Raw genomic sequence first — 20,929 nt, 5'->3', positions numbered from 1 at the left:
TTGTGAGCCCACGAGCGCGACCGCATCACGCCCAGGCACCGCCCAGGCGTCGCTATGAACCGTCTATCCCGGCAAGCCGCTGGCGGCCCAGCACACCGGCTGCTGCCCGCAGCCTCAGGCGCGCTGAGCGCCAGTCCGACTCGCTACGCACGCGCTCCTGCTGCGCATCCGCAAGCGCCGATTGGGCATTGAGGACTTCGAGAATATCGGCCACGCCGTAATCATAACGTCGGCGCGAAGACGTCAACGCGAGCTGGGCCGAGTCAAGCAGCGTGCGCGACGCATCCAGTTCGCCGAGCGAGGCGACAGCGTCAGCGTGTGCCTTCACCACGTCGCCCAGTACCTGCCGTTCCGTGTCCTGCATACGGGCTTCGTCCTGTTCCGCCTGGGCCTGCGCCTCCCGGACCTTGTAAGTCCGAGCAAACCCCTCGAACAGCGGAATCGTGAGTGTGACGCCGATGATCGTCGTATTCGAACGTGCCGTCTGGAGGCCTTGGTTCGGATAGCCGTTCTGGTAAAAGCTGACCCCGAGGTCCACTGTCGGCATCCCCTGCGAACGGACGCTCGCAATCCGGCTGCGCGTCGCCTGCCACTGCTTCTCGGCGGCGATGATTGCCGGGTGCCGCCGTTTCGCCTCGTCGAGCCAGGCGGCGAGGTCATCGACACCTTGTGCGGTTGGCGCAGGAGTGTCCTCCGGCAGCAAGAGTCGGGTTCCCGCCGCAATACCGAGCGTGTAGACAAGCGTGGCCATGGTTTTGTCCGCCTCGCCTGCCGCTCGCTCAGCAGCCAGCCGCGCACGCGCGAATGCCGTCTGCGCCTGCAGCGTGTCGTTGCGTCCGGTGGCTCCTTTCTCTTCACGGCGTTGCGCTGCCGCCAGCGTTTCGCCCGCCAGGCGCGACGCCTCGGTGCGGGCGCGACTCGCGCCCTGCGCCGTCACGGCATCGAACCAGGCTTGCACGGTGGTCCCGAGCGTTTTCTGGAGTGCGGCATCATAGCTGGCAAGCGCCGCGTCCAGCATGTCGTTTGCCGCCTTGCGGTTCGCTGCGCGCTCACCGAAGTCGAACAGCCGCCAGTTCAGCGCGGCATAGCTGGTGTGGCCGTTCACATGGCTGTCTGAGCCGGGAAAGGCCGGATAGCTCGTGTCGTTGCGCATGCCTGTGACCGACGCATTTAGCGTCGGCAGATACGCCGCGCGGGCCTCCCCTACCGTGGCGGACTGGAGCTTGATGTTGGCCCAGGCGAGCATCACACCGGGATCACTGCACAGTGCGACGTCAATAGCGTCCGCGAGCGAAAGCGGCGCCGCGAGGTTCACACCTGACGGACACGACGTGCGCTCGCGATCACCCGGCAGGGCGACGCCCGTATCAAGCACAGGCGGACGAGCCAGTAGTGGATCGGCCACCAGATCCGGCAGTCCCGTCACCTCAGGCAGAACATCGGACGCTTTCACATCGTGTGTCGTGAGCAGGACGGCGGTGGCCGCCAGCACCACCAGCGCCATTTGCCTTGCCTTCCCTGCACGGTCACTCACGCAGCGCATTTCCATGTATAGGTCAGCGCTCATGCAGGCTCTCCCGGGCATGCTGGAGCAATGGCGAAAGCACATACTGGATGACCCGACGCGTGCCGGTGCGAATCTCGACGCTCCCCGACATGCCTGGCGTGAGCGGCACCATGCGGCCATCCACCATCAGTTCAGGCTTGTCGAGTACGACCTTGACCGAATACCGCAGACCCTTCTTTTCATCCTCGATCGCGTCGCGCGAGACGTGGCTTACCACGGCGGGCACCGTGCCATAACGCGTGTACTCGAAGGCATCAATTTTCACGGCCGCACGCTGGCCTTCGCGTACGAAGCCCACATCCCGGTCCTCGATGAACGCCTCAAATTCCACGTTCGAATCGTGCGGCACGATCTGCATCAACGGCTGCGCCGCGGGCACCACGCCGCCCACCGTATGCACGGCGAGCTGTTGAACCGTGCCGTTCACGGGCGAGGTCAGCTTCAGCAACGAACCGTGTGCGCTCGCACGCTGCGCGTCCTGTGCAGAGGTCACCAGCAGCCGGTTGGCTTCCGCGAGCCTGTCCTGCGCGGCCTTGCGCGTATCGGCGGTGAGTTCCGCCTGCTGGTTGCGCGCGCTCGCAAGTTGCCCCGCGATCTCGATGCGAGCCTGCTGCTTCTGGAGCCACGCATCGGTCGATACATCGTGCGTCCTTGCCAGTTCCGCGTAGTCGGCCTCCTGACGGGTCGCCAGCGGCAACGCCGCGCCGTAGCGCGCGATGTCACCCGCAAGCCGCGCACGCTTGGCGACGTAGTCGCCCCACTGGTCATCCAGATAACCCGCTCCCGTCTGCCAGCGCTCGGGGCTCACGTCGGGCAGCGGGGCGAGATGTGGAGCTTTGCCGCTGGCGATGGCGGCGAGCAGGCTTTCTTCGCCTGCGACCTGAACACGCGCCATCTGGCGGCTCCCTTCGGCCTTGTCCCGTTCGCTGTCGGTTTCGCGCGTATCCAGCTCGATGAGCGTATCGCCCGCCTTCACCGTCCGCCCTTCCTCCACATGTAATGCATGGACGCTCGCGACCTCGACCGATGAGATCGTCTTGGTCCGGCCACTCGCCACAATCTTGCCTTGGCCGTTGACGATGATGTCCACGCGACCCAGCGTTGCCCACAGCACCGCAATGGCCACTAGCGCCATCAGGATGCGGGCGACCCAGCGACCTGCGGGCGAAACCGGTCTCGCCTGCAGCGACAGCGCGGCGGGGAGGAATTCGGCTTCGTCGGCACGCAGCACCGGCGTATCCAGTTCACGGCGCCGGGACCAGAAGTGCCGCCACACGTCGCGGTAACGTCTGAGGAGGTCGGCAGCCGCCTGCCAGCGATAACGCAGGCTCATGCTTCACACTCCACATGGCCCTGCTGCAACGCGTACAGATGTGCGTAGATACCGTCCGGCACGCGTAGCAACTGTGCATGGCTGCCCGTTTCGGCAATCTGGCCGCGCTCCATGACGACGATCCGGTTCGCCTCGCGTACCGCCGACAGCCGGTGCGCGATGATCAACACCGTACGTCCCTGGCAGATACGCCGCATGTTGTCCTGGACAATCTTCTCGGACTCGTAGTCCAGCGCGCTGGTCGCCTCATCGAAGATCAGAATGCGGGGATTGCTGATCAGTGCGCGGGCAATTGCGATGCGCTGGCGCTGGCCGCCGGACAGCCCCGTGCCATGCTCGCCCACCACCGTGTCATAGCCCTCGGGAAGTTCGCAGATGAATTCGTGCGCCCCTGCCAGCTTCGCAGCCTCCACGATCGCTTCGATCGGTAGCGTGGGGTGGGTCAGCGCGATGTTTTCGCGTACCGTGCGATTGAAGAGCGTGTTCTCCTGGAGCACGACCCCGATCTGCTGGCGCAGCGAGGCCGTGTCGATGATCGCAATGTCTTGCCCGTCGATAAGCACGCGACCCCGGTCCGGCACGTACAGCCGCTGGACCAGTCGTGTAAGCGTGCTCTTTCCCGAGCCCGAGCGGCCCACGATTCCAATCACCTCACCTGGCGCAACGGCAAGCGAGATGCTTCTGAGCACGTCGGCGGCGTCAGGCCGATAACGGAACGACACCTGATCGAACGTGACGGCACCCGCGAGTTGCGGCAGACGTGTCTTCTGCCCGGCTACTTCGGTGCGCGCATTGAGGATGTCGCCCAGACGCCCCATCGAGATACCGACCTGCTGAAAGTCGTTCCACAACTGCGCAAGCCGCAGGATCGGACTGGAGACCTGGCCCGCGAGCATGTTGAAAGCGACCAGTTCGCCCACCGTCAGCTTGCCGTCGATCACCTGCGTCGCCCCGATCCACATGATCGCCGCCGTCACCAGCTTGCTGATGAGTGTCACGCCGCCGCTGGCGAGCGTCGTCGCATTGGTCACCGACAGTCCCGCGCTCACATACGCCGCGAGTTGCTTCTCCCACTTCTGGATCCAGCGCGACTCGACTGCCATCGCCTTGACCGTGTCGATGCCGCTGATCGTCTCTACCAGAAACGACTGGTTCTCGGCGCTGCGGTTGAACTTCTCGTTCAGGCGCGCGCGGATGACCGGGGTGAATAGCAGCGAAAGCAGCAGGTACAGCGGAATGGACGCGACGACGATGAGCGTGAGCCACACGCTGTACCACAGCATCACTGCGAGAAATACGACCGAGAACGTCATGTCGAGCACGAGAGTCATCGCGTTGCCGGTCAGAAACGAGCGGATGTTCTCGAGTTCGCGGATGCGCGCAACCGAATCGCCTACGCGGCGCGCCTGAAAGTACGCGAGCGGCAACGCCAGCAGATGACGGAACAGACGCGCGCCCAGTTCAACATCGATCTTGCTGCTCGTATGAGCGAACACCCAACTGCGGATGCCGTTCAGTACCGCCTCGAACAGCGTCGCGAAGATCAGGCCGATCGCCACGACATGCAGGGTCTTCATGGCATGATTGACCAGCACCTTGTCCATCACGACCTGGAAAAACATGGGCGTCACGAGGCCGATGATCTGCAGCACCAGAGAGATGAGCAGGATTTCCCCTAGCAGCCGGCGATAGCGGACGATGGACGGGATAAACCACGAGAAGTCGAACTTCGCCATCGCGCTGACAAAGCTGGCCTTGCTCGCGAAAAAGATCAGGTCTCCCGACCATAGCGCCAGAAAATCCGCCAGAGCAATCACGCGCGGCGGCTCGCCCGCGGACTGCACGAGCAGATGGACCGAGCCATCCGGTCGCGTCTGGTACTGGCCGACCACAAAATAGCAGCCGCTCGCCTGCTCCTGCGCGATTGCCGGCAGCGGAGCCTTGTCCAGCCGCACGGGATCTTGCCGGATAGCCCGCGCGCTCATACCCAGCGACTGCGCCGACAGAAGAATCCGCTGGGTGTCGAAAAGATCCTGTCCGAACGTGTGGCGCAGTTGCGCCTCGTCTACTGCGATACCGTGCAAGGCTGCCATGGACTTCAGCGCCCACAAACCTGAATCCGGAAATGCCGTCATGATTGGAATTGCATTGGGGAAAATCTCACCGCGCGGGGCGTATCTGCCGGCACAGAAACAGGCAGCGCCCTTGGCGGGATGAACCCGGCTCTCATGGTCCGAGCCTTGAACGAAGCGTCGGCCCGCCAGTCAGGAAGCAACTGGCGGGCTTGAGGCTTACATCAGGTTGGCGGCCAGGACCGGCTGCACTGCCGCCTGCTGTGCGGCAGTGAGCGTCGTCTGGCCGGATGCCGGTGGAGCAAAAGCTGCCATCGCCTGGACAAGTTGCTCAACACCCGTGTCGGACAGCATATGGCCGTCGCCGGTCGTGAGGGTACTGGCGTGCTCCCCTGCGCCTGCGTACCAGTTCTTCAGCGTGACCTTCTCGGTCGAGCCCAGCACATCGATCTCCAGATCCTGGCCAACATGCTGGAACCACAGTTGGTCAGCGTTCACGTCCGCGCCGAAGTGCAGCACACCGAAGCCTCCGCTGTATTCCAGCTGATAGGTGCCATGCCCGACAGTCACCTGATCGACATCCCCAGCGAGCGTCACCATGTCCGTCCCGTCACCAAGCGTCAGGCTCACAGAGCGGCCTGTTACCGTGACTGAATTGTTGCCTGTCCCCACCGTGGCCGTGTCCAGAAACCCGCCAATCGAGATCACGTTGTCGCCGTTCCCCGCGTTCAATGTCGTCATGGTTCCAGTGCCCATGATCACGACATTGCTGCCATTGCCAACGGTTACTGTGCCGGTTCCAAGCATATGCACCGTGTTGTCGCCATCGCCCAGTTGCAGTGTCCCCATCTGTCCGCTGAGGACGACCTGATTGTTTCCGTTGCCCAGTGTGGCCGAAGCGCTCTGACCCGTGACAAGCAGGACATGATCATCGTTACCCGCGCTCACTTTCGCGAGGAGGCCGCTTTCTACGATCGCTGTATCTGCGGCCTGTGCAGTGACGGACTGGAACGTCCCGGCGACGCTCAAGACGTGAGCCTGCACCTGCAGATTCAGCGTGGTCGAGGACGAGAACCCGTCTGCGCCGGAAGCCGTGATGAGGATGTTCTCAGGAGCCAGCGTTTGCGTCGGCGTGCCGCTGAAGGTCAGTGTGGCGGGATTAAATTGCATCCAGTCCGGCAAAGCGCTACCGTCCGCGAGGGTCGCCGTATAGCTCAGTGGCTCGCTCACCGCCGGCTGGCTAAACAGGGCGGCGGGCAACGCATAGCTCCACGAAAGCCCCTGCGCGATCAACTGGTAAGCGTCTGCAGCCGGCAGCGGCACGACGGGAACCGGATCCTGATGGACCGGATCAACCTGAAGGTTCAAGGTCGTCTTCGCGGACAGGCCGAGCAGATCGCTGGCGGTGATCGTCACTGCGAGTGCCCCGACCGCCAGATCGGTCGGCGTCCCGCTGAAAGTCAGGTTGACTGGATCGAATGTGAGCCAGGCAGGTAGTGGCTGGCCGTTCGACAGCGTTGCCGTATAGCGCAGGGAATCACCCGCGATCGCCTCGTTGAACAGGGTATCCGGCAGCGCATAGCTCCACGCATTCCCAACTGAAAACGTCTGCGTCGTGAGCGTCTGCGTCACGGTCGGCGCCTGGTAGACCGCGCTGACCAGCAGATTCATCGTTGTGCTAGTAGACAGGCCGCCAAGCTCGGTCGCCGTAATCTTCAGCGCGAACGAGCCAGTAGCCTGATCGGTAGGCATACCACTGAAGTGCTGCGTCAGCGGATCGAACGTCAGCCAATCGGGAAGCGGCTGCCCGTTCGCTAGCGTGGCCGTATAAGTCAGGGTATCGCCCGCCACCGGCTCGGTGAAGAGATTGGTAGGCAGCGCAAAATCCCATGCGGTCCCCGCGTTGAGCATCTGGAATCCGAGGAAACCATTGACAACCGGCGTGTGGTTGACGGCGGTGACCTGCAGACCGAGGGGTACGCTGGTTGACAGTCCACCCAGGTCGGTCGCGGTAATCGTCAACGCGAGCGATCCGGTAGTCTGGTCGGGCGGCGTGCCGCTGAAGCTCTGCGTGAGCGGATCGAACGTCAGCCAGTCGGGCAGTGGCTGGCTGTTCGACAGAGTAGCCGTATAGGTCAGCGTGTCGCCAACGACTGGCTCAATGAAAAGACCGGCAGGCAGTGCGAAAGTCCAGGCCATCCCTGCTGCGAGGGTCTGCGCAACAAGAGGGTACGCGACAATCGGGGCCTGCGAAGTCGGGTTTGCGCCATTTCCCGGCGACGTGTCGTCGGTAACAGGATCGGTGATTTCACCCGCGAGATCCGGCGACGATTGTGAGAACAGGAAATCGGAAGCATTGAGCTGCGACGGGTCCAGCGCGTCGAGGTACACCAGCGGCAACGGCTGGCCGGTCGTACCCAGCGAAATGCTGCTCACATACACACCGTGGATACTTGCCACCCCGTTCATGACGCCGCGATCCGATTGCGCGAGCACCAGGTCGCTGAAGTCCGTAATGCCGAGGGCGCGCAGATCCAGCTTGTCAATGCCCTCCCGGAAGCCGCGCAGCGCATTCCGGTAATCACTGACGCCATTCTGCTTCGCGATCACAAAGAGATCCGAGCTCGCCGAATCATGGCTGTAGACGGTACCGGCCAGCGACCAGCTCGAGCCTGTCAGCGACACGCCAGCCGCGCCGCCGTCAAGCGTGACGACGCCCATCCCCTCGAGGGGCGTGGTGTCGGTTGCGCCGCTGGTTACATAGGCTGCGGGCGCGACAAACGTATCCTGGAAGGCAAACCGGTCTGCCGTGAGCGACGCCATGTCTATGTTCTGCAGCACGATGCGCTGGCCAGCGCCGAGGTCGATCACCACATCTGTGCCCTGCTGGGTCAGCACCAGGTCGCTAAAGTTTGCGCCGGTGAACCCAACAAGGTCGATCATCTCGCCGCGCGCGGCGCTGAAATTGACAATCGTGTCCAGGCCGCCATCACGCCGGTGCACAACGAACAGATCCTTGCCCGCACCGCCCATCAGCGTATTCTGGCCGCGTCCACCGTCAAGTAGCGCATCCGCGTCGTTGGCAACCAGCGTATCGTTGCCGTCACCGGTGACGATATTCTGCATCTGGTCCGGGTTGACGATCGACAGCGCGGTGCCGCCAATACTGGCGACGCCAGTACGCAGATTGATCGTGGTGTCCCCCGTCACTGCGGCCGCATTGATCGTGTTGCGGCCGCCGGCCACCCCGTCCACCGCATCGTTGAGCACCGCGCGCGACGGATCCGATGCGACCAGCGACGCATACTCGTCGGTGTAGAAGTAGGTATCGTCTGCCGTGGTCGCGCTGCCATACGTGCGCAGCCCCCAGCTGTTGAGCGTGACCGGCTCGCCGGTCGCCGCGTCGGTAACCTCCAGCGTCCAGGTACCACTCGACTGTTCGCCCCAGTCGTGTGTGGTCATGAAGGTGTACTGAAGCTCGCCCGAGCGGGTGTCGCCCACATCCGAGTCGCTTGCACCCGTCACGCCGTCCGGAATCTTGCCCTCGCGATCCAGCAGGATGCTGCGCGTGCCGTCCGGCGCGATCAGCGTCACCACCACGTCGCCCAGACGTCCAACGAGCAGGTCGAGGTCAACCTCAACGTGTTCGACGCTCAGGCCGGCATTGAGCGTGAGGCTCGATGCGAGCGTGCCACCCGCTGTAATGGTCTGTGCAGGCGCGGTGCTCTGCGCAGCGTAGACGCGCTCGTTGGCCCCCGTCTGCTGGGTCATCCATGTTTCGGCAAGACGCACGGCCGCACGCGCATCGACCTCACCGAAGCCGTAGTCATTGCTGACATGCATGCCGCCGCCATTCAGGTTAGTCGCGCCGTTCGTGCTCCAGCTTGTGGCTGGATCATTGATCTTGCGCGCGGTCAGCGCCAGGATTTCCTGCACGTCGCGATAGCCAAGGTTCGGGTTCGCCTCCAGCATCAACGCGATGATGCCCGACACGATCGGCGTCGCAAAACTGGTGCCCTGCATGGTGCTGTAGTCGCTGCCGAAGGTCGAACCCTGATCGGTCAGCAACATCTCGCTGGTGCTGGTGATATTGCTACCCGGCGCCGATACCAGCAGGCTCGCGCCCGGGCTGGAGAACGGCGTCGAACCGATCTGCAGCGTCGACAGATCGCCCTGCGCGTTGATCGCACCGACTTCAATCGTGAACCGGTTGTTGTTGGTGATCGAGCCTTGGGCACTACCACCTGTCGCCCGTGAGTTGCCGCCCGCGGCAACAATCACGGTACCAAGACCTCCCCGACCGTTGTCGGCAGCGTACTGTGCATTCGAGAGCAGGGACTTGTCCTGTCCACCCGCGAAATCCTGGGTGAATGCCCAACTGTTATTCGCGATATCGTAGCTGACCATGTGGCCAAGCCCCGACAGATCGCTGCCGTCGTTAGCCAGGTAGTAGCCAGCAAGCGTGGCATCGTAAGCGACGCCCACGCCGCCGGTTCCATTGTTCGCGGCGACCATGACACCCGCCACCATGGTCGCATGATTGGAGATGGCATCGGGTAGCGTACCGTTGGCCTGCTGCGTGGCCAGCCACGCCGGATCGACATTGGCCGCCAGGTCGGCGTGGTTATAGTCGAAGGTTTCCGGGCCGGTGGCGAATGTGCCGCCAGGCTCGAATTCGCCGATGCGCACACCCTTGCCGGTGTAGTCGGCCCAGACGGGCAGGATGTCTGCATCGGTCAGGTACCACTCCTGCGACAGCAGCGGATCGGCGGGCAGTTCCTCGGTGAGCAGCGTCACGCTCGCACGCATCGGCGCAGTCTGGCCGTTCGCAAGGTTCTCCACTGTGGCTGCCACGTTACCATTGGCATCTGCGACGCCGTACTTGAAGCTCATCATGCCGGTGAACGTCGGATCCGGCGTGAAAAGTACGTCACCTGCCTGCGTGAGGCTGACTGTGCCACCAATGGCATCCCCCACTTCCGTGATATGGAGCGGCCCCTGACTCGCCATGCGCTGGTCATTCGCCAGCAGTTGGGCCGCCGAGATCAGGTGGACCTGCGCGTGATCAAATGCCTGCCCCGCCGCATCCTGCGTGAGGTTATCGGCAACCGGCATGGCATTGGGCAAGGTCAGATCGACTGCGGAGATATCGGCAAAATTCAGTTTCTGGATGTTGGTCAGAAACACACTGCCGTCGCGATCGGCGATCTTGTCTGTTACCCGGTAGCCGCCATTGACCGCGACAATCTCATAGTCGCCATAGCTGCCGTGGAAGGTGACCATATTGATGCCGCCACCACCGTCGATGGTGGCATTGCCGCGCCCGACCACGATCTCGTCGTTGCCATTGCCCGCATAGATGTGGTCATCGCCGCCGCCAGCGTAGATGATCGAGTCGCCCGCCGCCCCGTAAATGGTATCGCCATTGGGACCCGCATAGATGACCGCCTGACCGGTGCCGCCAATGATCGTGTTGTGGCCCGAACCGCCGACGATCACATCGCTACCGGCCCCACCGATCAGCGTGTCGTCGCCCGATCCCCCCTTGATATAGACGCCCGCGCGACCGCCGCTCATGATCACGTCGTCACCCGCACCGCCTTCTGCGATGGTGAGGCCCGCCTGCGCCATATTCAGTGTGACGCCTTCGTTGCCGACGATGATCGCGGTATCGATGCCCCCATTGCCGTGGATGTTCTGCGGGTTATCCTTTGCGCTGACCACGAAAACGTCGTTGCCCGCTCCGCCAATGTAGTTGTTGCTACCGCCACCGCCCACCAGCCAGCTGCCATCCGCCGCTGCGATGAGGGTGTCGTTGCCACGGCCCGCGTAGATGTTGTTCACGCCCAGCGCGCCTGCGTCGAGTGTTTCATCCGCTGCGCTGCTGCTCGTGTACGCCGTCGTGGTCGACGCCCCGCTTGTAGACGTGACCATGGTGCCATCGCCCTGCGTGGCAAACGTATTGCTGACCGGCGCGCTCAGGAAATCAACCGCCAGCGCCTCTCGGGTCTGGCCGTTGATGACGAAACTGGCACTGGCAAGGACTTCATTACCGTCAAGCGTCTCGCCGATGGGGGCCGCGACCGCCTTCACATTGATTTGGGTAATACCGAGCTGGTCGAGCGTCATCAGTTCGCCCGCATCGGCCTTGCCGTCGTGGTTTGCATCGACCCAGACCTTGAGCTGATTCCAGACGGGATCGCTGCTGTCGATCACACCATCGTGATTGGCGTCGAGGCTCGCCAGCGCCGCGAAACCGTCCTTGAACGGCGTCTGGCCGGGACCGCCGTTGCTGCCCGCCTGACCGCCGAAATACTCGGAGAGCATCTGGCTTACGTCATGGATCTGCCCGCTGCCGTCGTCATACACCAGCATGCCGGTGGTCGTATCGGCCCAGCCGGTGCGCTTGAGGGTACCGCTATGATCTGTATCGAACAGCACGCCATTGGCGATGTCCGTCATATGTACGCCGTTGCCCGTCAGATCAAGCAGGATCGGATCGACGTAGGTATTGACCGTGGTCATCGCCGCGAGCCCGTTGAGCGTGGCGGCATTGATCAATCCCGCGTAGGGATCGTCGGTGGTAGCGGGATCGATATAGAACTGCCCCAGGTAGCTGCCCGGCTGCGCGTTCGGATCCAGTTGCACCTCTCCCGGGCGCACACCGCCAGAAGCGAGGCTACCCATCTGCGAGGAAGCAAAATCTGTATTGTTGAGCGTGCTGTCGGTAAAACCGATGCTGCTAGTTGCGCTCTTTTCGACGTAACCGCCAGCTGCGTTGTCGGCCAGCTGGTTCTCATTGCTAACCGAAGTCTGCGCCTGCGGATTCGGGTTGACCGTGATTGTCGGCGACTGGCTGTTGTCTGCCGCCGGAAGGTTGATGATCTGGCCAACCGCAATCTGCTGTGAGCTTGACAGCAAGCCAAGGTCGCTGTTCAGGCCCATCAACGCCGAAATGGAAACTCCGGTCACGGCAGAGATCACATCGAGAGTGTCTGCAATCGGATCAACATAAAACTGGTTCGGATTGAGGGTTACCCCGACAGGTACGGCCGGCAGATAGCCAACAATGGTACCCAGTGCATTGACCGTATATTGGCCTATCGTACCGTCCGGTGTGCGCACCACTTCCGTGTAGCTGCCATCGGCTTTCACGGTGAGCTGCGTTACGCCGAAGAACCCGCTCTGCTGGACGATCGTTTCGCCAGTTTTAGAATCAACGCTGATCCATTGAGTTGAGCCGTCCTGCCGCGTTACGGTGTACGTCCCGTCCGAGTCGGACACGACGTTGACAACCGGGCTCGAACTCAGTTGCGAGAGCTCATCCCTCGCCGAACTTGGCACCGCTGCAAAATCCTGCTGCCCAGCAGGGATAATGTAGTTTCCAGTGGCCGGGTCGATGCTCAGTCCAGCCTGGGCTGCAAACAGCATCCCCATCGTATGATCAAGGCCGAATGCCGGCAATGACAGCGGTAAAAGGCCCGTTAGCGCGACAGTCTTCAATGCTTCTGGCAGGTACGCGCCCGGCAGGTAGGTAACGGGTTGCCCCGTTTCCTGTGAAAGGTAAGGTCCCCAGATCGGGGCCTGATAGAAAAACGTTGCAATATCGTTTGGCGTGCGAACATCGGACACGACATGCCCATCCGCCTGCCATTGCCCGATCAGGGCATCGATATCGGTCGAGCCGAAATACCCGTTCGCGATAATCGAAGGGGGGATGGGAAGACTGTTGTAAACCTGCGTATCCAGCCCGTTCGCAAGCGCAAACGTTTGCGCCATTGCGCCGCCGAGACTGTGGCCGGTCGTGGAGAACGAGTAGCCTGCGAACAGAGGATCGCCTACCAGTTCATCATATACAGCTTGCACTTGCTCAACGATTTTGAGGTATTCACTCGCGCCTCCATTGGTCAAATCCGATGTCCAGTTGGACAACGCATCCGAACCCTTAAAGCAAATCACAATCTGCTTCGTATTCTGGTTAATCTCTACAACAAAGCGGTTTTCCAAAACCCCAGACGAATTCACCTGATCACCGTAACCGTCCGCAAAATCACTTACAACAGCCGTAATATCCAACCAGCCCGGTGGCACTTGCTCATCGATCGGAAGCGAGTTTGTCGGAGCAGGGTATGCCGCCATCGCGAGGCGCAACCCCGTAGCCTGATCAGGAAGTGAATTTGTCGTTGTTGCCATTACTTGGATTTTCCTTTTTTACCGATTGGGACGTTATTCGCTTGTCGCGCCAGAGGCGAGGCATTTCGAATCTAGGTCACGCCACTCTTTTTCCAGACGAGGATCTTTATCAAGGATGGTTATGTAGTTGCCATTTGCCTCTTTCCGATATTGTCCATCCCGAAAGTATGGCCAAATCCTTGACGCAGCAGAGATGTAACGTAAATATGCGCGATTGCCATACGCAGAAACTACGGGTTCCCCATAGGTACAGCGAGCTTGCATACCCTCACGAATAAGTTGAAGTCCGTGTTGATGATCACGGAGACTGTCAGGGAGCCAAATTGATCTTGTCCCTTGATGAGGAATTGCGCCGACAAAATAGTAAATCCCCAAAACAATCTTCGCGTCACTCGATCCTTCTTGCGCCGCTTTGGCGAGCAAATCGCGGATCTTCAATGGGTCGCTCGTATCCTTAATCCACCCCTGAGCATTCCCAAGCGCGTAGAGATAGTCTCCCATCGGGTCGCCTCGCGCCTGCATCTCTCGCATTTCAGCAAGCTGCTGATCCCACAGTTTTTCCGCCCGCTTCCCGGCTGCATGCTGATCCGCTACGTTTGCGACGTGCATCGCCGTCACGACGGGCACTCCAGCCAGTTGGCAGCCAGATATCGAAATGAGCAACAGCAGTGAAATCGTTGCGCCAACCAGAATTTGGCAATGAGTTTTTTTCACGCTCGATTAAAGATCTCTTGTGCGGGTTATGCAGTCCTTCGTTTGAAGACATTCGCGAGAAATCCAGCCTCGCATCGAAATCTTACGTCTATACAACGAATAGTAAATAATCACATAAATCCATAATTAAGTTTGTTAAACAATGGAAAATATTTAATTCGCATAAAATTCGTGAATATATGAGCGACGCCATCGTGATCGATAACGAATACGGGGCAATGACAACGGCAAAGGGTCAGTTAACGCGGCTGTCTTCAATGTTTTGGGCAGGTACGTACCCGGGAGATAAGTAACAGGTCGCCCCGTTTCCGATGAAAGGCAAAGTCCGCGGATCGGTTCCTGCTAGAAAAACGCTGCGATGTCATTTGGCGTGCGAACATCTGACACGACATGCCCATCCGCCTGCCACTGCCCAATGACGGCGTCGATATCAGTCGAGCCGAAATACCCGCTTGCGATAATCGCAGGGGGGATGGGAAGACTGTTGTAAACCTGCGTGTCCAGCCCGTTCGCAAGCGCAAACGTTTGCGCCATCGCGCCGCCGAGACTGTGACCGGTCGTGGAGAACGAGTAGCCCGCGAACAGAGGACCGCCTACCAGTTCATCATATACGGCTTGCACTTGCGCAACGATTTTGAGGTATTCACTCGCGCCACCATTGGTCAAATCCGATGTCCAGTTGGACAATGCATCTGAGCCTTTGAAGGAAATGACGACCTGTTTGGTATTCTGATTTATCAGGATGACAAATCGGTTTTCCAAATCGCCGGACGAGTTTATTTGATCACCATAGCCGACAGACAAATCATTTACAACAGTTGCAACGTCCTTCCATCCCAACGGCATTTGCTCATTGGCAGGACGCGATTGCGTCGGATCGGGATATGCAGCCATCGCAAGGAGCATCCCCGTGGCCTGATCAGGGAGTGAACTTATTGCTACCATGTCTTGCCTTCTCCTTTTTTATTGCCGTTTTGAGTGCTACTCGCGTGCCGCACCAGAAGCGTGACATTGCGTATCTAGGTCATGCCACTCTTTTTCGAGACGAGGATTTTTTTCAAGTATGGTTACGTAATTTCCGGCGGCATCTCGTCGGTATTGACCATCTCTAAAACTCGGCCATATCTCATCCGCAGCGGAAACATATCGCAGATAGCTGCGATTGCTATACCCGGAGACAACTGGCTCCGCATATGTACAGCGAACACGCATACCCTCACGTATGAGCTGCAGACCACGTTGATGATCGACAAGGTTATCTGGAAGCCAGACCACGCGCATTCCAACGAATGAACTCGGAACCACTCCACGGAAATAGTAAATCCCCAAAACAATCTTCGCGTCGCTCGATCCTTCTTGCGCCGCTTTGGCGAGTAAATCGCGGATCTTCAATGGGTCGCTCGTATCGGTAATCCACCCCTGAGCATTTCCAAGCGCGTAAAGGTAGTCTCCCATGGGATCGCCCCGAGCCTGCATCTCCCGCATTTCAGCCAGTTGCTGATCCCACAGTTTTTCTGCCCGCTTTCCGGCTGCATGCTGATCCGCTACGTTTGCGACGTGCATCGCCGTCACGACGGGTACTCCAGCCAGTTGGCAGCCGGATATCGAAATGAGCAACAGCAGTGAAATCGTTGCGTCAACCAGAATTTGGTAATGAGTTTTTTTTCACGCTCGATCAAAGATCTCTTGTACTGGTTATGCAATCCTTCGTTTGAAGGCATGCGCGAGAAATCCAACTCCGCATCGAAACCTTACGTCTATACAACGATGCATTAAATAATCACATAAATTCATCGCTCAGTTTGTAAAAAAGTGACAAATATATAATTCGCATAAAATTCAGGAATATATGTTCGACGCCATCGTGTGATCGATAACGAATACGGGCAATGACAACGGCAAAAGGCCAGTTAGCGCGATTGTTTTCAATGTTTCGAGCAGGTACGTACCCGGCAGATATGCGACAGGTCGCCCCGTTTTCGATGAAAGGCAAAGTCCGCAGATCGATGTCGGCTAGAAAACGTTGCAATGTCATTTGACGTACGAACATCTGACACCATGCGCCCATCCGCCTGCCATTGCCCGATCAGGGCATCGATATCGGTCGAGCCGAAATACCGTTCGCAACAAGCGAAGATGGTATGGGCAGGCTGTTATAAACCTGCACATCGAGTCCGTTTTTGAGGGCAAACGTTTGCGCCATTGCGCCGCCAAGACTGTGGCCAGTGGTCGAGAACGTATATCCAGCGAAAACCGAATCGGCACTTAATGCGTCGTAGGCAGCCTGTACCTGGTCAACGATCTTCAGGTATTCACTGGCGCCACCGTCGGTCAGGTCTGATGTCCAGTTCGATAATGCGTCAGATCCCTTGAAAGAGATAACAATCTGTTTCGTGGATTGATTGACCTTAATGACAAACTGATTTTCTAGAGTGGTCGAGGGTGTCCCATCTGAGTTCAATTTGTACTGTGTGTTATAGCCCGGCTGAAGAAAATTCACGAGCACAGACACATCGACCCAATCCGACGAAACCTGTTCGTTCGCCGGAAGTGGGTTGTTCGGATTGGTGGGGTAGGCGGCTTTCGCCAGTTGCATACCCGTTAGCTGGCCGGGGAGCGTACCTTCAGTAGTCATTCGTTCTCCAGATAACACTAATCAATGAGGTTAACTTTTTCCCGCTTATTCACTGGTAGCACCAGATGCCCGACACGCCATATCAAGGACGTGCCACTCTTCTGCGAGTCGCGCATCTTTCTGTACTACAGGGTAAAAATGGCCTGCCGCATCCCTACTATTTTGACCGTCCCGAAACAGGTACGAGATTCTTGCGGCCCCGGAAACATAACGGAGATAGGTCTGGTTGCTATACGCCTTAACAACAGGTTCCGCGTAAGTACAACGGGTCTGCATGCCTTCACGAATTAGCGCAAGACCTCGTCCCTGGTCTCGAAATTCTTCTGGAAGCCATATCGCACGTGCCCCTTGGCCCGGCACTGCGCCTGCGGCATAGTAAATCCCCAAAACAATCTTCGCGTCGCTCGATCCTTCTTGCGCTGCTTTGGCGAGCAAATCGCGGATCTTCAATGGGTCACTCGTATCGTTAATCCACCCCTGAGCATTTCCAAGCGCGTAAAGATAGTCCCCCATCGGATCGCCCCGCGCTTGCATCTCCCGCATTTCAGCCAGTTGCTGATCCCACAGTTTTTCCGCCCGCTTTCCGGCTGCATGCTGATCCGCTACGTTTGCGACGTGCATCGCCGTTACAACCGGCACAGCAGCTAACTGACATCCCGTTAGTACCACGAGTAACAGCGAAACTGCTGCTACTCGAAAACTTTGCCTTTTACCCCTCAATTTTTACGCTCCGAAGTACCAGCATAAACTCGACTAACGTCGTTTTAATAGCATCGCTCTGTTAAAAACGCCTTTGCATTAGTGCCGTGCGAAACAAGCACCGTTGGCATCGAAGAAGTGCCATTGATATGCTGAAGTTCATCTAGATTAGGGATGTGCCGAGGGGATCTTATGATCGCGACCATACCTGGTACTAACTGAGCAAACAATAACGGAGCCCTTATATGCTCTCTTCATAGTCGCTCTTGGCAGCCCGTGAATTTTTGGCCGCGTTCGAAAATTTCAAGCGGAAAATTCATATTCATACGTTTACGTTACCGCGCCACTTAGAAAATAGCGACGAACTGCCAATAAATTCAGACACGCCTGTCATTGTTTAACATTAATAATGCATAATAGATAAAAATATTTCAGTACAAACGTTCAACACAACATCCATGTCGCCGAGTTAAGGAGAGTTCTCTATCGCTGGTCTTCGGGGTACTGAGATGCGATGTGGATTATCACCACGAAAAAAGAAGAACGCTGACTCAGTACTGCACTGCGCACGAGGGCCGTTCGAGACCGCGGGTGCCCGATGATGTTCCACGTCTCCACGGCCGGCTGATCGGCTCGTTTTTTGCCAAGGCCAGGTACAAGTATGAGAAGCGTTTGGCAGCCGAGCGCAACGCGATCAATGACAAGGTGCCTCTATATGAAGGTCGGCGCGGCATTGATCCGGCAAGGGACGCCGCCGATTTATTCCAGGCTATCGAAAACGTCGTGCAGTGGGAGATCTTCGCGGCAAGCGTGCGTGAAGCGGAATAGCTCACGTGTGGCGCCGAATTCGATTCGACGCCTCTGTTTGCGGATATTCTCCGACGTTTCCGAGCGCCTTCGATTTCCGCGTTGCACCTGCCCGACAGAGCCTGATGAATGTGATCGCCGTGCCGCGTGAGTTATCCGTACCGTAGCGCGCACGGTAACCGACGACGGGCCTTGTCAAACCACGGTGAGCGCGATTCGTGTTCCAGGAAGGCGGCATCGATCGCAAATATCTACGAACTGACTGCCATAAGCGAGTTGAAGAACGCTCTGCGTCTGATAACGTGCCGGCCGTTGGAAGTCGCCAGTTCAAGGACTTCAATAAATACCCAATGCCACGCCCCGGTGTTCGATGAGCAGCATCGGCAGCGCGTTGGGCCGGCAGTCGAATCGTCCGCGGCAAGCTATCTGGATGAGCGCGTCGAGCATCCTCGCGCATGAGAAATTCGAATCTGAGGATGCGCTGCGAAGCGCGCGACCGCCAGTTGTGGCAGCGTGGCGGCCTAGGCACCGGATGCGCAATCAACCGAAACTGCGCACCCGCCCGCGAACCGCGCTGCCCCGCCCCGTCGCATCAACCCGCAACCGACGACCGCTCCGGCCGCCGCGCCGCCGAGCCAGCGAAAATCGCATTGCTCACAGCACTCGCGAGCAGCAGAACACAAGTCATCAGGAACACATAACGCATCCCCACATGACCGCCGACGAAACCGCCCGCCACCGGCCCCAGCACCTGTCCCGCGTACTGCGACGAGGTGGAATAGCCGAGCACGCGCCCGACCGAGCCGTCCTGCACGTTGTGACGAATGATCGACGTCAGACACGGCAGCAGCCCGCCCAGCGACAGCCCCATCAGGAAGCGCAGCACGATCAGTTGCCACGCATGCGTGACGAACGCCTGCGGGATCAGCAACAACCCCGACACCGCGAGGCAACAGATCACGACCTTCATCGCGCCGATCCGGTCCGCGATTTTCCCGAGTCGGGAGGCCGACGTGATGCTGCCGAGCGCTGCCGCCGACATCGCGACGCCCGCGTAGAGCGTCACGTTGGCCGGTTCACCGAGCAGTTGCTGCATGTAGACGGTGATGATCGGCTCGATCGACATGTTCGCGAACATCAGCAGCGCGGCGGTCGCGAGCATCGACAGCACGAGACTGCGCGCGCCGGAAATCGCGCTGCCTCCCGCGGCCGCGCTGGCTTTCTTCTTCGCGGCCACGATGCTGCGATCCTCGCGGATCAGCGTCGCGGTGGCAATCAGGTTGAGCAGGATGAAACCGCTCGCGACGAAGAACGTCATCCGGATGCCGAGCCATTGCGGCAGCACGCCGCCCAGCAGCGGTCCGAGCAGATTGCCCGCCATGATGCCCGAGGCCAGCATCCCCAGCGCCCACGCTGAACGATCCTTCGGCGTCTGCGCGGCGACGATCACGTACGAGCCGGACGTGTAGCCACCGGCGAGCCCGACGAACAGACGCAACGCGACGAGCTGGTAGATGTTCTGCGACAGCCCGATCAGCGACATCGCCACGACCATGCCGAAGCTCGCGCGAATCAGGTTCAGCTTGCAGCCGTAGCGGTCCGCCAGCCGTCCCCACACCGGCGCGACGAGCGCGGCGGACAGGAACGTCGCGCCATAGGCGATGCCGGACCATTGCACGATCGCGGCGTGCCCCTGCACCCCGAGCTGCTCGACGTACAGCGGCAGGAACGGCAGCAGCAGCGTCATCGCGACGATGTTGATGAAGGAGCCGAAGAAGCAGACGGCCAGATTGCGCTGCCACGCGGCGTCCGTTGCGCCGGGTGCGGGGGTGGAAGTAGTCATCGACGGTAGAAAATGGGCCTCTAGACGGTTGCGACGGGCGTCACGGGAGAAGCGACCGCGCCCGTCAGCCGCAACGGCGGAGCAGTGAGCAAAAAGCGGCTCCGCGCATTGTCGCGCAACCAGCGCGCGAGCGGGGTGAGATACCACAGTTCGCCGAGGTGAATCCCGAGTTTGAACAGGCAGAGCTCGTGCAGCGGCAACGTAGGATAACGCGCGGCGTCGAGTTTGCCGCCGGGATAGGCCTCCACCGCGTGATTGTCCGCCGCGATCGCGGCGATTTGCGCTTCGTCGATCCAGCGCAGCAGCGCGGGGTCGCGGCCGTCGAGGTCGGCGCACGCGTGTTCGAGCCGCTCAACGTCGGGGTCGCCGTTCATGTCGACGAGCATCTGCCCGAAGCCGGTATGGAACAGCACGATGTCGCCCGGCTCGACGACGATCCGGTCACGCTCCATCACGTGCATCAGGTCGCGGTAGCCGACCTTGCGTTTCTCGCAGCCGAAATGGGCTTCGAGATCGATCAGCACGCCGCGGCCCTGCACACCGGTCGCCGCCATGTGTTCGATGCCGAGCGCGCGCGTGGGTGCGGGCGGCAGGCTGCCATGCGCGTCGGGCTCGCGCACGAGCGGGCCGAACATATCGCGCTCGGCCGCAAAGCCGTTGTAGAAGCAGCTGCGCACGTTGCCGTCGCCGTCCAGGTCGTACAGGCTGCCGACCTGCGAGAGCGCATCCCACTGCGTCGAGTACTGGGTATCGAGTGTCACGCGATGGTCGCACAGCACGTCGGTCAGATACGGTTCGTCCTGACGCAGCTCATAGCCGATATTCGACTTGTTGTTACGCAGCACCGGAAACAGCGACGGCGGACGGCGACGGGGATTCCACTTGCTGCCGCCGGGCAGATCGAGCGGCAGGCTCAGGCAGAACGACTTGCCCTCGCGCACCTCGGCCGCGCCCTCACGGACTTTCTGTGCCGTAAGCAGATTGAGTCGGCCGAGCTGATCGTCGGCTCCGAAGTCTCCCCAGTTCGATCCTTCCGGACGTCTGCTGAATCTCATCGATGCTCCGT

Annotated in this window: 12 protein-coding genes; 1 reads left to right on the top strand and 11 read right to left on the bottom strand. The window is 59.8% G+C overall.

All coding sequences use genetic code 11. From position 1 onward, the window contains the following. Positions 1 to 52 precede the first annotated feature (52 nt). The 9 genes from HHL14_RS12965 to HHL14_RS12925 all read right to left on the bottom strand — a co-directional run bounded on the left by HHL14_RS12965 (position 53) and on the right by HHL14_RS12925 (position 17,135). Entirely contained in the window at positions 53 to 1,567 is a 1,515-nt protein-coding gene (locus HHL14_RS12965; protein ID WP_230413017.1) for a TolC family protein, read from the bottom strand. Next, positions 1,557 to 2,900: an HlyD family type I secretion periplasmic adaptor subunit gene (locus tag HHL14_RS12960; protein WP_169498010.1), complete on the bottom strand. Its 1,344-nt coding sequence runs from the start codon at positions 2,898 to 2,900 to the stop codon at positions 1,557 to 1,559. Before HHL14_RS12960 ends, HHL14_RS12965 begins: the two co-directional genes overlap by 11 nt. Further along, a complete protein-coding gene (locus tag HHL14_RS12955) occupies positions 2,897 to 5,035 on the bottom strand; it encodes a type I secretion system permease/ATPase (RefSeq protein ID WP_169498009.1) in 2,139 nt (712 codons plus the stop codon). Before HHL14_RS12955 ends, HHL14_RS12960 begins: the two co-directional genes overlap by 4 nt. Positions 5,036 to 5,191: 156 nt before the next feature. Next, entirely contained in the window at positions 5,192 to 13,165 is a 7,974-nt protein-coding gene (locus HHL14_RS12950; protein ID WP_169498008.1) for a putative Ig domain-containing protein, read from the bottom strand. A 33-nt stretch (positions 13,166 to 13,198) separates the two neighbouring features. Beyond that, positions 13,199 to 13,879 (bottom strand): hypothetical protein, encoded by a 681-nt coding sequence (locus HHL14_RS12945; RefSeq protein ID WP_169498007.1) that lies wholly within the window; start codon positions 13,877 to 13,879, stop codon positions 13,199 to 13,201. A 342-nt stretch (positions 13,880 to 14,221) separates the two neighbouring features. After that, positions 14,222 to 14,824 carry an alpha/beta hydrolase family protein gene (locus HHL14_RS12940; RefSeq protein ID WP_169498006.1) on the bottom strand — a complete coding sequence of 201 codons (603 nt, stop codon included), beginning with the start codon at positions 14,822 to 14,824 and terminating at the stop codon, positions 14,222 to 14,224. A gap of 36 nt (positions 14,825 to 14,860) precedes the next feature. After that, on the bottom strand, positions 14,861 to 15,451 hold the full coding sequence (locus tag HHL14_RS12935; protein WP_169498005.1) for a hypothetical protein: 591 nt from the start codon (positions 15,449 to 15,451) through the stop codon (positions 14,861 to 14,863). A 514-nt stretch (positions 15,452 to 15,965) separates the two neighbouring features. After that, positions 15,966 to 16,514, bottom strand: coding sequence for an alpha/beta hydrolase family protein (locus HHL14_RS12930; protein WP_169498004.1), 549 nt, complete (start codon positions 16,512 to 16,514; stop codon positions 15,966 to 15,968). A gap of 45 nt (positions 16,515 to 16,559) precedes the next feature. Next, a complete protein-coding gene (locus HHL14_RS12925) occupies positions 16,560 to 17,135 on the bottom strand; it encodes a hypothetical protein (RefSeq protein WP_169498003.1) in 576 nt (191 codons plus the stop codon). Positions 17,136 to 17,729: 594 nt separating this feature from the next. On the opposite strand from HHL14_RS12925, the gene HHL14_RS12920 reads away from it, so the two are divergent. Beyond that, entirely contained in the window at positions 17,730 to 18,041 is a 312-nt protein-coding gene (locus HHL14_RS12920) for a hypothetical protein (RefSeq protein WP_169498002.1), read from the top strand. A gap of 571 nt (positions 18,042 to 18,612) precedes the next feature. On the opposite strand, the gene HHL14_RS12915 is transcribed toward HHL14_RS12920, so the two are convergent. Both HHL14_RS12915 and HHL14_RS12910 read right to left on the bottom strand, forming a co-directional pair. Then, positions 18,613 to 19,863, bottom strand: a complete 1,251-nt coding sequence (locus tag HHL14_RS12915) for an MFS transporter (RefSeq protein WP_169498001.1) — start codon at positions 19,861 to 19,863, stop codon at positions 18,613 to 18,615. A 20-nt stretch (positions 19,864 to 19,883) separates the two neighbouring features. After that, a complete protein-coding gene (locus HHL14_RS12910; RefSeq protein ID WP_206002303.1) occupies positions 19,884 to 20,918 on the bottom strand; it encodes a cyclase family protein in 1,035 nt (344 codons plus the stop codon). Positions 20,919 to 20,929 lie beyond the last annotated feature (11 nt).

The organism is Paraburkholderia antibiotica, from assembly GCF_012927125.1.
Taxonomy (GTDB): Bacteria; Pseudomonadota; Gammaproteobacteria; order Burkholderiales; family Burkholderiaceae; genus Paraburkholderia; species Paraburkholderia antibiotica.
This window is presented reverse-complemented; position numbering and strand designations above follow the sequence as displayed.